10 protein-coding genes are annotated in these 14,086 nt (G+C 71.8%); 5 read left to right on the top strand and 5 right to left on the bottom strand.

Annotated elements, in window-relative coordinates; translation table 11 throughout:
- The first annotated feature begins 226 nt into the window (after positions 1 to 226).
- Positions 227 to 1,819 carry a glycine betaine/L-proline transporter ProP gene (proP, locus tag HP507_RS05545; RefSeq protein ID WP_217508520.1) on the top strand — a complete coding sequence of 531 codons (1,593 nt, stop codon included), beginning with the start codon at positions 227 to 229 and terminating at the stop codon, positions 1,817 to 1,819.
- Between the two features lie 9 nt (positions 1,820 to 1,828).
- On the opposite strand, the gene HP507_RS05540 is transcribed toward proP, so the two are convergent.
- The 4 genes from HP507_RS05540 to HP507_RS05525 are packed head-to-tail and all read right to left on the bottom strand — an operon-like array spanning position 1,829 to position 7,005.
- Positions 1,829 to 3,433 (bottom strand): ATP-binding cassette domain-containing protein, encoded by a 1,605-nt coding sequence (locus HP507_RS05540; protein ID WP_175350848.1) that lies wholly within the window; start codon positions 3,431 to 3,433, stop codon positions 1,829 to 1,831.
- Positions 3,430 to 4,311, bottom strand: coding sequence for an ABC transporter permease (locus HP507_RS05535; RefSeq protein WP_175350847.1), 882 nt, complete (start codon positions 4,309 to 4,311; stop codon positions 3,430 to 3,432). Before HP507_RS05535 ends, HP507_RS05540 begins: the two co-directional genes overlap by 4 nt.
- Entirely contained in the window at positions 4,308 to 5,348 is a 1,041-nt protein-coding gene (locus HP507_RS05530) for an ABC transporter permease (RefSeq protein WP_271207156.1), read from the bottom strand. The genes HP507_RS05535 and HP507_RS05530 overlap by 4 nt, the downstream gene beginning before the upstream one ends.
- 25 nt (positions 5,349 to 5,373) lie before the next feature.
- Entirely contained in the window at positions 5,374 to 7,005 is a 1,632-nt protein-coding gene (locus HP507_RS05525; protein ID WP_175350846.1) for an ABC transporter substrate-binding protein, read from the bottom strand.
- Between the two features lie 31 nt (positions 7,006 to 7,036).
- Between HP507_RS05525 and HP507_RS05520 the strand changes: the two genes are divergently transcribed.
- Positions 7,037 to 7,636, top strand: a complete 600-nt coding sequence (locus tag HP507_RS05520) for a TetR/AcrR family transcriptional regulator (protein WP_175350845.1) — start codon at positions 7,037 to 7,039, stop codon at positions 7,634 to 7,636.
- Between the two features lie 27 nt (positions 7,637 to 7,663).
- Here HP507_RS05520 and HP507_RS05515 read toward each other — a convergent pair whose 3' ends face one another.
- Entirely contained in the window at positions 7,664 to 8,707 is a 1,044-nt protein-coding gene (locus tag HP507_RS05515) for a cation diffusion facilitator family transporter (protein ID WP_175350844.1), read from the bottom strand.
- 250 nt (positions 8,708 to 8,957) lie between these two features.
- Between HP507_RS05515 and ileS the strand changes: the two genes are divergently transcribed.
- From ileS to HP507_RS05500, 3 genes are read left to right on the top strand one after another with little or no spacing between them, the layout of a single operon-like run.
- Complete coding sequence (ileS, locus tag HP507_RS05510) at positions 8,958 to 12,212, top strand: isoleucine--tRNA ligase (protein ID WP_175350843.1); 3,255 nt, start codon at positions 8,958 to 8,960, stop codon at positions 12,210 to 12,212.
- Positions 12,209 to 13,654 (top strand): bifunctional folylpolyglutamate synthase/dihydrofolate synthase, encoded by a 1,446-nt coding sequence (locus tag HP507_RS05505; RefSeq protein WP_175350842.1) that lies wholly within the window; start codon positions 12,209 to 12,211, stop codon positions 13,652 to 13,654. The genes ileS and HP507_RS05505 overlap by 4 nt, the downstream gene beginning before the upstream one ends.
- Entirely contained in the window at positions 13,651 to 14,067 is a 417-nt protein-coding gene (locus HP507_RS05500) for a DUF4233 domain-containing protein (RefSeq protein ID WP_175350841.1), read from the top strand. The genes HP507_RS05505 and HP507_RS05500 overlap by 4 nt, the downstream gene beginning before the upstream one ends.
- Positions 14,068 to 14,086 lie beyond the last annotated feature (19 nt).

Below are 14,086 nucleotides of genomic sequence, written 5' to 3'. Positions count from 1 at the left end.
CCGTGCGGTGTGCGCGGTGTACCCCAGGTTACCCGGTCCCGCTCAGGCCGCGGGCGTTCACTCCGCTCGGGCGGCAGAGGTTCCATCGCAACTGATATTCCACTCTGGCCGTCAGTCTGGTAGGCTCTCGGAGTTTGTTCGGCGGGCGGATCCAGCGCTCGCGTGCTGCAGCGTCGCCGTCCCGTCGGATGCCCGAAGGAAGCCCACAGCACAACCGGAGGACGACTTGCCGACGAACGACGACCACGCGGGGCCCAGCAGGCCGCACCACACGAAGCCCGTGCGCACGAAGGCGCAGGCCAAGCGCGCCCGCCGCAAGCTGACCGAGGACGACGTCACCGTCGTCGAGGAGTCGCTGCTCAAGCGTGCCGTCGCCGCCGCTGCGCTCGGCAACGCCATGGAGTGGTTCGACTTCGGCATCTTCGCGTACCTCACCGTGACGATCTCGAAGGTCTTCCTGCCCGAGGGGGACCCGGCCGCGAACGTCGTCGCGACGTTCGGCTTCTTCGCCGCCGCGTTCATCGTGCGCCCGATCGGCGGAGCGGTGTTCGGTCCGATCGGTGACCGCATCGGCCGGCAGAAGGTCCTCGCGCTCACCATGATCCTGATGGCCGCGGGCACGCTCGCCATCGGTCTCATCCCGTCGTACGACACGATCGGGTTCTGGGCGCCGATCCTCCTGCTCCTCGCCCGCTTCCTGCAGGGCTTCTCGACCGGCGGTGAGTACGGCGGCGCCGCGACGTTCATCGCCGAGTACTCGCCCGACAAGCGCCGCGGGTTCATGGGCTCGTGGCTCGAGTTCGGCACCCTCGCCGGGTATGTTCTCGGCGCGTCGATCGTCACCGGCCTGCAGTTCGGCTTGTCCGAGGACGCACTGCTCAGCTGGGGTTGGCGCATCCCGTTCATCATCGCGGGGCCGCTCGGCCTGATCGGTCTCTACCTGCGCCTCAAGCTCGAGGAGACCCCGGCGTTCCAGAAGCAGCAGGAGCAGGCGCAGGAGCGCGAGTCCCAGAAGACGCCGTTCCTCAGGCTCTTCGCGGAGAACTGGCGCTCGCTCGTCATCTGCATCGGCCTGGTCCTCGTCTTCAACGTGACCGACTACATGCTCCTGTCGTACATGCCGACCTACCTCGAGCAGAACCTCGGGGAGGACTCCACCTTCGGCCTCATCCTCATCGTCATCGTGATGATCCTCATGATGGTCGTCATCACCTTCGGGGGTCGCCTGTCCGACAGGTTCGGCCGCCGCCCGGTGCTCGCGGCGGGCTGCATCGGCTTCATCGTGCTGTCGTGGCCGGCCCTGCAGCTCGTCCAGAGCGGCACCGGCGTCGGGGTCTTCTTCGGCCTGCTCATCCTCGGCCTGGTGCTCGTGACGTTCACCTCGACGATGCCGTCGACGCTCCCCGCGCTGTTCCCGACGATCATCCGGTACGGCGCCCTCGCCATCGCGTTCAACGTGTCGGTGTCGCTCTTCGGCGGGACCACCCCGCTCGCGACGTCCGCGCTCATCAACGCGGCGCAGGACGCCGGCTTCGGCTGGGCGGAGGACATCCCGGCGTTCTACCTGATGGCCGCGGCCGTGATCGGGCTCGTCGCGGTGTACTTCACCAAGGAGACCGCGTCGTCGCCGCTCATGGGGTCCGGGCCGACGGTCGCGTCGGAGGACGAGGTCGCCGGGGTCATCAAGGACTACAACGACCCGACGTCGGAGCTCGCGCAGTCCGACTGGGCGAAGGAGTTCTCGACCAGCGAGATCCCGATCATCTCGGGCGACGTGCCGTCCTCGGGGGACGCCCCGAAGGAGCCCGCCGGCTCCTGACGGCAGCCGTCACGCGGCGTCGGCCTCCGGCCGCGGGCCCGCGGCGAGCCGGTCCGCCGCGTGCAGGAGCCGCGCGGTCACGGCGTGCGTCGGCCGGTCGAACACCGACGCCGCGGGGCCGTGCTCCACGACGCGGCCCTCATGCACGACGAGCACGTCGTCGGCCATCCGTCGCACGGCACGGAGGTCGTGCGACACGAACACCATCGCCACGCCGGTCGTGTCCCGCAGGCCCTCGAGCAGCGTCAGCACCGCGTCCTGCACCGTGGCGTCGAGCGCCGTGACGGGTTCGTCGAGCACGATCACCTCGGGCGAGGTCGCCAGCGCCCGGGCGATCGCGAGCCGTTGCCGCTGCCCGCCGGACAGCGTCAGTGGGGACCGGCGTCGGAGCGCGGGGTCGAGCCCGACCTGCTCGAGCGCCGCGTCGACACGGTCACCGAGGGCACCGCGGGCGGAACGTTCGGCACCGCCCGAGAACGCGTCCGCGAGGACACGCTCCACGCTCCACCGCTCGTCGAACGTCGCGCCCGGGTCCTGCACGACGGCGGACAACCGGTGCCGCCACGGTCGACGTTCGCGTTCGTCGAGTGGTACCCACGGCGACCCGTCGAGCGTGACCGTGCCGGTGTCGGGGGTCTCGAGTCCGAGGAGCATCCGCGCGAGCGTGGTCTTCCCGGAACCGGATGCGCCGATCACCCCGAGGACCCGCCCGCGACCGAGCCCGAACGACACCGCGTCGACCGCGGGCACGCCGTCGAACGAGCGGGAGAGTCCGGCCGCCGCGAGCACCGTACCCGTCTCCGCCGGGGCAGGAGCGTCGGCGCGAGGCGTCGCACCGGCAGACCGCGCAGCGTGCGAGGCGGCGCACACGAGCGCCTGCGTCGACGCGTGCTGCGGGTCCTCGAACACGGACGTCACCGTGCCCTGCTCGACGACCCGCCCCTCGTGCATGACGACCACGCGGTCCGCCCACCCGGCGACGAGTCCGAGGTCGTGCGTGATCACGAGCAGCCCGGCCCCTCGTGCCTGGGCCGCACGCAGCTGCTCCATCACGGTCACGGCGACCCCGGCGTCGAGCGCCGTGGTGGGTTCGTCCGCCACGACCAGCGCCGGCGACCCCACGGTCGCCGCGGCGATGAGCGCGCGCTGCCGCATCCCGCCCGACAGCGTGCCCGCGAGCCGGCCGTCCGTCGCGATCGACGGGTCGAGGCCGACCCCGGCCAGGGCGTCGCGGACCGCCTGCACGCGGGACGCCGCGGTCATCTCGGTGTGGAGCCGCAGCGCGTCCGCGACCTCGCGCCCGACGGGACGCAGCGGGTCCAGGGCACCCAGCGCCTCCTGGCCGACGTAGCCGACCCGCGACCCGCGCACGCTGCGCCACCGGCGGTCGGAGAACGCCCGGACGTCGAGACCGGCCACGGTGAGCCGGTCGACGCGCACGGCGGAGCCGGGCGCGGACAGACCGAGCGCCGCCCGCGCGGTCACGGTCTTGCCCGAGCCGGACGGGCCGACGAGGGCGACGCACTCGCCGGCCGCCACGCTGAGCGCGACGTCCTGGACGACTGCGGTACCGCCGATCGAGACGGTGAGTCCCTGCACGTCGAGCACGGTCATCGGAGGGGTCCTGTTCGTCTGATCGCCCGGCCGAGCACGGTCACCGCGGTCGCGAGCACGACGATCGCGAGGCCGGGGAACGTGCTCATCCACGGCGCGGTCTGGAGGTAGGTGCGGCCGTCCGCGAGCATCGCGCCCCACTCCGGGGCGGGCGGCGGCGTGCCGACGCCGAGGTAGCTGAGAGCCGATGCCCACACGATCGCCTGCCCGATGCCGAGCGTCCCGACGGCCACGACCGGCCAGAGGGCCGCGGGCAGCACGTGCCGGACGACGATCCGGGCGGGGGAGCGGCCCATCACCACGGCGGTCTCGACGACCTGCGAGCGTCGGGCGGTCCGGACGAGGCCGCGCACGATCCGCGCGTAGCCGGGTGCGGTGGCGAACCCGACCGCGAGCGTCGCCGGCACGGGGCCAGGCCCGGTCACCGCGATGACGACCAGCGCGACGAGGAGCAGCGGGAGGGCGAACGCGACCTCGGTGATGCGTCCCACGACGGCGTCGACGAGCCGGCCGCCGAGCCCCGCGACCACTCCGAGCACGACGCCGATCCCGCCGCCGACGAGCGTGGCGACCACGCCGACCACGAGCGACGCCCTGGTGCCGGCGACGACCCGGGCGAGCACGTCCCGGCCGGACTCGTCGGTCCCGAACGGACTCGACCACGACGGCGCCTGGAGTGCGTGCGCGGGGTGCACCGCGAGCGGGGAACCACCGCCGAGCAGCGCCGGCCAGGCCGCCGCGACGACCGCGAGGGCCACCACGGCGGCCGCGACCGCCCCCGCCGGGCCGAGCGTCCCCCCACGGAATCGCTCGGACCGGCCGGTGGACGGGTCGCGCTGGGCACCGGCCTGGAGGCTCGGCTCGGCGATGCCGCTCACCGTGCGCCCGCCTCGGCCCGGGTGGCGCGCGGGGCGCGTCCGCGGGGACGATCGTCGCCACGCGTCGCGTCCACACGCGGGTCCACCAGACGCTCGACGAGGTCCGCGACCGCCAGCACCACCACGTACGCCGCCGCCGAGACGAGCGCGATCCCTGCGACGAGCGGCATGTCCCGCTGCGTCACCGCGGTCACCAGCGCGCGGCCGATGCCCGGGAGCGCGAACACCGACTCGACGACGACCGCACCGGAGACGAGCGAGCCGAAGGCCCACGCGGACAGTGCGATCCCCGGGAGTGCGGCGTGCCGGAGCAAGTGCCGTCCGAACAGTCCCGCGCGGGTCTCGCCGCGGCTCCGGGCAGCGAGGGCGAACGCCGACCGCTGGGCGTCGACCACCCCGTCGCGGACGGTCTCGGCGAGGTACCCGGCGACCGGCACGGCGACGGTCACCACCGGCAGCACCCAGCCCCCGGCCGTGCCGTCACTGACCGCGGGCGCCCACCCGAGTGCGCTGGCGAACACCACGATGAGGACGCTGCCGAGCCAGAAGTGCGGCGTGACGCTCGCCGTGACGCTCAGCGCGCTCGACACAGCGGCAGCGGAGCGGCCGCGCTGCGTCGACCACCACGCGGCCGCGATCGCGAGCACCCACGCCACGACGAGCCCGAGCACCGCGAGCGTCAGCGTCACGGGGAGCTGCTGCCCGAGGAGCGTCGCGACCGGGGTCCGGAACGCGTACGAGTCGCCGAGGTGCCCGGTCGCCAGGCGTCCGAGGAACACGGCGTACTGCACGAGCACCGGCCGGTCGAGACCGTACTCCTGGCGCACCTGGGCGACCGCCTCGGCCGAGGCCTGCGAGCCGGGCCCGCCGAGGATGGCGAGCGCGGGGTCGCCGGGGATCAGCCGGATCGCGACGAACACGATCGTCGCGACCGCCCACAGCACCCCGATCCCGCCGAGCGCACGCCGCAGCACCCAGCGCGACCACCGCCCTGGGGCCGTGCGTCCGCCGGAGGGCAGCCGGTCCGGCGGGCGCACGCCGCGCCTCCCGTCCGTCATCGTGTCAGCGGTCGATCCAGGCCGTGCCGAACCACGGCGTGGACACCGCCGTGGTCTGCACGCCGTGCACGCTCGAACGCAGCAGGAAGTGGTTCTGCTGGTCGTAGAGCGGGAGCACGGTGCCGCTTCCGAGGATGGTCTTCTGCGCCTGCTCGTACAGGTCCCCGCGCTCCGAGCTGTCGGACGTCCGCGCGGCCCGCTCGAGCAGGTCGTCGAGCTCCGGGTCGTCGAGCTGTGCGAGGTTCGCGAAGTACCCGGAGGGTGCCGGCTCGATGCTCGCGCTGTCGTACAGGATGCGGAGGACGTCCGCGCCGACCTTCGTGTACGGGGCGCTGACGACGTCGTACTGGTTCGCCGCGAGGGCCGCGTACCAGCTCGAGAGATCGAGTTCCTTCAGCACGACCTTGAACCCGACGGCCTTCTCGGACGCCTGGATCTGCTGGAAGAGGCTGCGCTCGGCGGGCACCGACTGGTTCGTCGACACCGGGAACGTGACGGTCAGCTGCTGGCCGTCCTTCTCGCGGATCCCGTCGGAGCCGACCTTCCAGCCGGCGTCGTCGAGGAGCTTCTTCGCCTTCGTCGGGGAGTACCCGAACAGGCTCTTGTCGGAGTAGGCGTACGGCTCGACGCTGGAGAGCACCGAGTACGAGCGCTTCGCGGTGCCCAGGAAGAGCGACCGGATGCCGGGGTCGATCTCGGCGCCCGCGATGAACGCCTTGCGGACGGCCTCGTCGCGGAACACCCCGTGGCCGGAGTTCAGCTCGAGGCGGTTGGACGCTCCGGGGCGCGGGGCGTCGAGGTCGCGGATCGAGCTCTTCGAGGACGCCGCCTTCAGCTGATCGGGCTGGGCGTTGTCGATGACGTCGACCTGACCGGACTGCAGCGCCGCGTACCGCGAGGTCGAGTCGGGCAGGAACCGCCACGTGATGCCGGAGAGCCGGGGCTTCGTGGAGCTGCCGGCCAGCGGCGTGTAGTGCGCGTTCTTCGTGAGGGTCACGCGGTCGCCGTGCTTCCACCCGGTGACCTCGAACGGACCGGTGCCGACGGGGGACTCGCAGTTGGTCGCCTGCGGACGCTGGAGCGCCTTCGGGGACTCCATGCCGACCCAGGGCTGCGAGAACGACTCGAGCAGGGCGCTGTCTGGACGGCCCAGCGTCAGCGTCACGGTGTGGTCGTCGGTCGCGGTGGCCTTCGTGATCGACTGCAGGGCGAGGTAGCCCGTGCTCGACGCCGTCGCCGGGTCCTGCACGTGCTCGATGTTGGCCACGACCGCTGCGGCGTCGAACGGGGTGCCGTCGGTGAAGGTGACGTCGTCGCGGAGCGTGAACGTCAGCGTCTTCCCGTCGTCGCTCGTCGTCCACGACTTCGCGAGTGCGGGTACCGGCTTGCCGTCGTCGAGCGCGGTGAGCTCCTCGACGTACTGGCTGGAGAGCAGCGCCTGCGGGTAGTTGCCGCCGACGTGCGGGTCCAGGCAGGTCGGCTCGGCGTCGCCGGACGCGTAGACGAGCGTGCCACCGTCGACCGGAGTGCTGCTCGAGCTCGCGGTGCCGCCACCGGTGCAGCCGGCGAGCACGAGGAGGAGCGTGGCAGCGCCGGCGACAGCGGTCACGCGTTTCTGTACTGAGTCCAAGATCATGGCTGGACGAGTCTAGCGGTTTACTGGGGCCATGGACGAACCGATGCGCCGTGGTGGCCGACCCCGACGCTCGAGCGCCGAGGTGCTCGCCGATGCCGCGGCCGAACTGTTCCTCGAACAGGGCTACGGCCGGACGACGGTCGACCAGATCGCCGCCCGGGCCGGGGTGAGCCGCGCGACGTTCTTCAACTACTTCACGGCGAAGTCGGACGTGCTGTGGCTCGACCTCGACGCCGCGGTCGCCTCGCTGCCCGCGCTGCTCGAGCAGTCCGCTGAGACGTCGGGCGTCCGCGCGGTCGAAGAGGCTCTGCTCGCCGCCGCCCGTGCCCACGATCCCGACCGGGTGCCGTGGGCGATCGCCCAGGCCGAGGTGATGGGCATCGGGCCCGAGCTCGTCGCCAGCGTGGCCACCCGGGTGATGGCGCAGCACGCGGCCGTCGCGGCGTTCGTGGCGAGCCGGACGGGGGAGCGGCCGACGGCGCTCTGGCCGCAGACCGTGTCCGGCGCGATGCTCGGGGCGGCCGCCGCCGCGTTCGGGGTGTGGGTGGCGGACGGGGTCGGACGTCGTCCGCTCGTCGAGTACGTCGGTGCCGCGCTCACCCCCGTGGCGTCGGGACTCGACGCGCACTGAGCGGGGTACGGCCGCCGCTCGGGGTGCTCAGTCGGGGCGGAGCGCGCCCGCACCGCCCGACGCGACGTCCTCCACGGTGCCGTCCCGGACGACCTCGGGGACCTCCCCGCCGGTCGGCACGAGCGACTCGTCGCCCGGGTAGCTCAGCGTCAGGACGGCCTCCTCGATGTACTCGCTCTCCTCGAGGGACCGCTCGACGTCGCGGAGGCGGACGGCGACGTGCTCCTCGTTCTCGTTCCCGGTGAGGTCGACGGCAGCGACGAGGTACACCCGGGACGGCCCGACGAACTCCAGGTGCAGGTACGTCACCCGTTCGATCTGCTCCCGGCCGAGCAGTTCGACGAGCACGGCGTCCTCGAGCTCCGGGGACGTGCTCTCGCCGAGCAGGAACCGGCGGTTGCGGTCGATGAGGACGACCGCGACGACGCCGAGCAGGACGCCGATCGCGATGGAGCCGACCGCGTCGAAGACCGCCAGTCCGGTGACCTGGTGCAGGAACACCCCGAGGAACGCGACGACGAGGCCGACGAGCGCTGCGGCGTCCTCGGCGAACACCGCCCGCAGCGTCGGGTTGGACGACTCCAGCACGTGCCGGAGCACGGGCACGCGCCGCTTCGTCGCCGCCCCGTGCGCCTGCCGGTACGCCTGCAGGAAGCTCGTGCCCTCGAGGCAGAACGACACCGCGAGCACGATGTAGTTCAGCAGGACGTCCTCCGCCGGCCCGGTGTCCCCGAGCTCGGTGATGCCGTGGTAGATCGACACGATGGCCCCGGCGGTGAACAGTCCGAAGGCGGCGAACATCGACCAGATGTAGGTCTCGCGGCCGTAGCCGAGCGGGTGCGCGGTGTCGCGCTTCCGGGCACCCCGGCGTTCGGCGACGAGCAGGAACACCTCGTTCCCGGTGTCCGCCCACGAGTGCGCGGCCTCCGCGACCATCGACGCCGATCCGGAGATCAGGGACGCGACCGTCTTGGCGATCGCGACGAGCAGGTTCGCGCCGAACGCGATGACGACGGTGAGCAGGGATTCGGGACGCTCCTGCTGCGCAGGGGCGGCGTCGGACGAGGGCATCGCTCCAGCATGCTCCCGTCCGCTAAACTCGTGCACACAGGCGTCGAACCGGCCATCACCGGTGAGCCTCCGGAAGAACGCGGACCGCGGTGCCAGTCACTGCCGGGCCGTCAGTAGAACCGGGCGGACCGGGCCGCGCGATCCCCGAACACGAGCGGTCGTGGGCGCTGTCCCGCGGCAAGCGAGGTGGTACCGCGGAGCATGCTCCGTCCTCGTGGACAGTCCAGTCAGCGACCCACAGGAGCCCCCGGTGCCGTACCCGCTCAACTCCAGCAACGACGGAGTCACCCCGTCTCCGTCGTTCCCCGCCGTCGAGCAGGGCATCCTCGCCTTCTGGAAGGGCGACGGCACGTTCCAGGCCTCGGTCGACCAGCGTGAGGGCTGCCCGGAGTGGACCTTCTACGACGGCCCGCCGTTCGCGAACGGCCTGCCGCACTACGGGCACCTGCTGACCGGGTACGCGAAGGACGTCTTCCCGCGCTACCAGACCATGCGCGGCAAGCAGGTGCACCGCCGCTTCGGCTGGGACACGCACGGTCTGCCCGCCGAGCTCGAGGCGATGCGGCAGCTCGGCATCACCGAGAAGCACGAGATCGACGAGATGGGCGTCGACGTCTTCAACGCGGCCGCGAAGAAGAGCGTCCTGCAGTACACCGACGAGTGGCAGCAGTACGTGACGCGCCAGGCGCGCTGGGTCGACTTCGAGAACGACTACAAGACCCTCGACGTGACGTTCATGGAGAGCGTGCTCTGGGCGTGGAAGCAGCTGTGGGACAAGGGTCTGGCGTACGAGGGCTTCCGGGTCCTGCCGTACTGCTGGAACGACCAGACCCCGCTGTCGAACCACGAGCTGCGCATGGACGACGACGTCTACACGATGCGCCAGGATCAGTCCGTCACGGTGTCGTTCCCGCTGCGCGGCTCGCGAGCGGAAGCGCTCGAGCTGGTCGGCGTGCGGGCGCTCGCCTGGACGACGACCCCCTGGACCCTGCCGACGAACGCCGCGCTGGCGGTCGGGCCGGCGGTCTCGTACGTGGTGCTGCCGGCCGGGCCTGGAGGCGCGGCTGACGGTGGTGCCGCCGGTTCCGTCTCCTACATGCTGGCTTCGGACACCGTGGCCGCCTACGCGAAGGACCTCGGCTACGAGACGCCGGAGGACGCCGCTGCCGCGGTCGTCCGCACCCTGGCGGGCGCCGAGCTCGACGGCGTCGAGTACGAGCGCCTGTTCGACTTCCTCGCGGACGTCGAGGGGATGGACAACGCCTGGCGGATCCTCGTCGCCGACTACGTCGAGACCGGCGAGGGTACCGGCATCGTGCACCAGGCGCCGGCCTACGGCGCCGACGACCAGGAGGTCTGCGCCGCTGCAGGCATCCCCGTCGTGCTCTCCCTGGACGAGGGCGGCGTGTTCACGTCACAGTTCCCGCTCGTCGCCGGGCAGCTCTGGTCGGACGCGAACAAGCCGCTGACGAAGGCGGTGCGGGACGCCGGACGGCTCCTCCGCCAGGCGTCGTACGAGCACAGCTACCCGCACTGCTGGCGCTGCCGGAAGCCCCTCATCTACAAGGCCGTCTCGTCGTGGTTCGTCCGCGTGACCGAGTTCCGCGACCGGATGGGGGAGCTGAACCAGGACATCAACTGGGTCCCGGAGAACGTGAAGGACGGCCAGTTCGGCAAGTGGGTCGGGAACGCCATCGACTGGTCGGTGTCCCGCAACCGGTACTTCGGCACGCCCATCCCGGTGTGGCAGTCGGACGACCCGTCGTACCCGCGGCAGGACGTGTACGGCTCGCTCGAGGAGATCGAGCGGGACTTCGGGCGGCTGCCGGTGAACGGTGACGGTGAGGTCGACCTGCACCGCCCGTTCATCGACGACCTCACCCGACCGAACCCCGACGACCCCACCGGGAAGTCGACCATGCGCCGCATCACCGACGTGTTCGACGTGTGGTTCGACTCCGGTTCGATGCCGTACGCGCAGGTGCACTACCCGTTCGAGAACCGCGAGTGGTTCGAGTCGCACAACCCGGCCGACTTCATCGTCGAGTACATCGGGCAGACCCGCGGCTGGTTCTACGTCATGCACGTGCTCTCCACCGCACTGTTCGACCGTCCGGCGTTCAAGAACGTCATCAGCCACGGCATCGTGCTCGGGTCGGACGGTCAGAAGATGTCGAAGTCGCTCCGGAACTACCCCGACGTGTCGGAGGTGTTCGACCGCGACGGCGCGGACGCGATGCGCTGGTTCCTGATGTCCTCGTCGGTGATCCGCGGCGGCAACCTCGTCGTCACCGAGGAGGGGATCCGTCAGGGCGTCCGCGAGTTCCTGCTCCCGCTCTGGTCCACGTACTACTTCTTCACCCTGTACGCGAACGCCTCGGGGGAGTCGGGCTACCGCGCCCAGCGCCGGACGGACTCCACGGACGTGCTCGACCGGTACCTGCTCGCGAAGACCCGGGTGCTCGTCGAGGACGTCACCACACACCTCGACGCGCTCGACACCCCGCTCGCGGCCCTCGCCGTGCGGGACTTCGCCGACGTGCTCACGAACTGGTACGTGCGCCGGTCGCGCGACAAGTTCTGGGCCGGTGCGGAGTCGTCGCCGGAGGCGCAGGTCGCGTTCGACACGCTGTACACCGTGCTCGAGACGCTCACCCGCGTCGCCGCACCCCTCGCGCCGCTCGTCACCGAGGAGGTCTGGAAGGGCCTCACCGGCGGTCGCAGCGTGCACCTCGAGGACTTCCCGTCGGCGGAGGAGTTCCCGGCCGACGACGCCCTCGTGGACGCGATGGACCGGGTGCGCGACGTCGCCTCGAAGGGGCTCGCGCTCCGCAAGTCGACGGGCAAGCGCGTCCGTCTGCCGCTCGCGACCCTGACGCTCGTCGTGCCGGACCCGACAGCGGTCGAGCCCTTCGCGGACATCCTCCGCGACGAGCTCAACGTCAAGCAGGTCGTCCTCGAACCGCAGGAGGAGTCCTCGCTCGGCCGCTACGGCATCGAACGGAAGCTCACGGTCAACGCCCGCGCCGCCGGACCCCGCATCGGCAAGCAGGTGCAGCAGGTGATCCCGGCCGCGAAGAAGGGCGACTGGACGGCGACGGACACCGGCGTCACCGTCGGCGGTGTCGACCTCGTCGAGGGCGAGTACACGCTCGACCTCACCGTCGCGGACGACAGCGTCGCCGTGGCGTTCCTGGACGGCGGCGGCTTCGCGGTGCTCGACACCGTGACCACGCCCGAGCTCGAGGCCGAGGGGCTCGCCCGCGACGTCGTCCGCGCCGTGCAGCAGGCCCGCCGCGACGCCGACCTCGACGTGAGCGACCGCATCGCCCTGCGTCTGCGGGTCTCCGCCGACGCCGTGGACGCCGTCCGCACGCACGAGCGGCTCATCGGCGGGGAGACCCTGTCGACCAGCGTCGAGGTCGAGACCGCCGAGTTCGCGCAGAGCGAGGGCACCGACGTCGGCGACGGTGCGAAGGTGTCCGTGGAGGTGGCACGCGCATGAGCGATCAACCCGAAGACCCGTCCGAGGACGGCATCGAGATCCCCGTCGGCCCGGCCGGCGACACCCGACCCGGCGAGGCCCTGCCCTACGGCGGGGACGACGACGAGGTCAAGCGGGTCGAGGCGGCGCTCTACGCCCGCATCGGTGAGCAGTCGCCCGAGCACCGCCTGTCCGCGACCCGACGCGCCGTCGAGCTCCTCGGCGACCCGCACCTGTCGTACCCGGTGATCCACCTCACCGGGACGAACGGCAAGACCTCGACAGCCCGGATGACCGAGAGCATCGTCCGCGCCCACGGCCTCCGCACCGGGCTCATGACGAGCCCGCACCTGGTGTCGATCCGGGAGCGCATCGTCATCGACGGCGCGCCCATCGCCGCCGAACGCTTCGTGGAGAACTGGGACGACATCGTCCCGATCCTGGAGATGACCGACCAGGAGCTCACCGACAAGGGCGAGCTCCCGCTGACGTTCTTCGAGGCGCTCACCGTCCTCGCCCTGGCGTGCTTCGCCGAGGCGCCGGTCGACGTCGCCGTGATCGAGGTCGGCATGGGCGGCGAGTGGGACTCCACCAACGTCGTGCAGAGCCAGGTCCAGGTGTTCACGCCGATCGCCATCGACCACGCCAAGCAACTCGGCAACACCGTCGCCGAGATCGCGCGAACCAAGTCCGGCATCATCAAGCCGTCCTCGTCGGTCGTGTCGAGCGCGCAGACGCCGGAGGCGCTCGCCGAACTCCAGCGCGCCGCCGAGCTCACCGAGTCGACCCTCGCGGTCGAGAACGTGGGCTTCAGCGTCGTCGACGTGACACCGGCCGTCGGCGGGCAGCTCATCACCGTGCAGGGCGTCGCGGGACGCTACGACGACCTGTTCCTGCCGCTCTTCGGCCGGCACCAGGCGCACAACGCCGCCGCCGCGATCGCCGCCGTGGAGTCCTTCCTCGGCCGCGGCTCGCAGCCGCTCGACGAGGACGTCCTCTCCGAGGGCCTCGCCGGCGCGACCAGCCCCGGACGGCTCCAGCCGATCGCGCAGGACCCGACCGTGGTCGTCGACGCCGCGCACAACCCGCACGGTGCCCGCGCCCTCGCCGAGGCCCTGCCGACGGCGTTCCCGTCCGGCCACGTCGTCGGCGTCGTCGGGATCCTCGGCGACAAGGACGCCCGCGGCTTCGTCCGCGCGCTCAAGGACACCGTCGCGACGTTCGTCGTCACGCAGCCGCCGGGGGACCGCGCGCTCGACGCGGACGCCTTCGCGCGCATCGTCGTCGACGAGGTCGGCGACGAGCGGGTCGTCGTCGAGCCCTCGCTCGAGGCCGCGCTGCAGGAGGCGCGCGACCTCGCGGACGACGCCGACGCGGACGACGCCATGGTGCTCGTGGCGGGCTCCATCGTGATGGTGGGCAAGGTCATGGACCTGGTGCACGCGGAAGGCGGGACGAAGTGACCGACGCACCACGCGCCTCCAGGCCGGCCCGCGCACCGCGCACCAGGAAGCCTCGTCGGGAGCGCGGCGCGCAGGAGAGCCTGCTGTCGATCACCCTCATCCTCGAGGCGATCATGTTCTTCTTCCCGATGCTCGTCGTGTTCGGCAAGGGCACGCTGCCGCCGGCCGCCGCGTTCGGTGGCGGCATCGGCGCGATGATCGTGCTGGCGCTGGCCTCACGCCTGACGGGCAACCGGGCCGGTGTATGGTTCGGGTGGCTGCTGCAGGCGGCCATCCTCGCCACCGGGTTCATCGAGCCGTTCATGTTCGCGGTCGCCGTGGTGTTCCTGGCACTGTGGGTCTTCTGCTTCGCCAAGGGCGGTCAGCTCGACCGTCAGAACGCCGCGCGACGGGCCGCACCGGGCGAGGACTGACCACACCGTTCGACCCCGA

Source organism: Curtobacterium pusillum (genome assembly GCF_013359865.1).
GTDB lineage: Bacteria > Actinomycetota > Actinomycetes > Actinomycetales > Microbacteriaceae > Curtobacterium > Curtobacterium pusillum.
The sequence above is the reverse complement of the archived record's forward strand: the minus strand, read 5'-3'. Positions and strand labels throughout refer to the sequence as shown.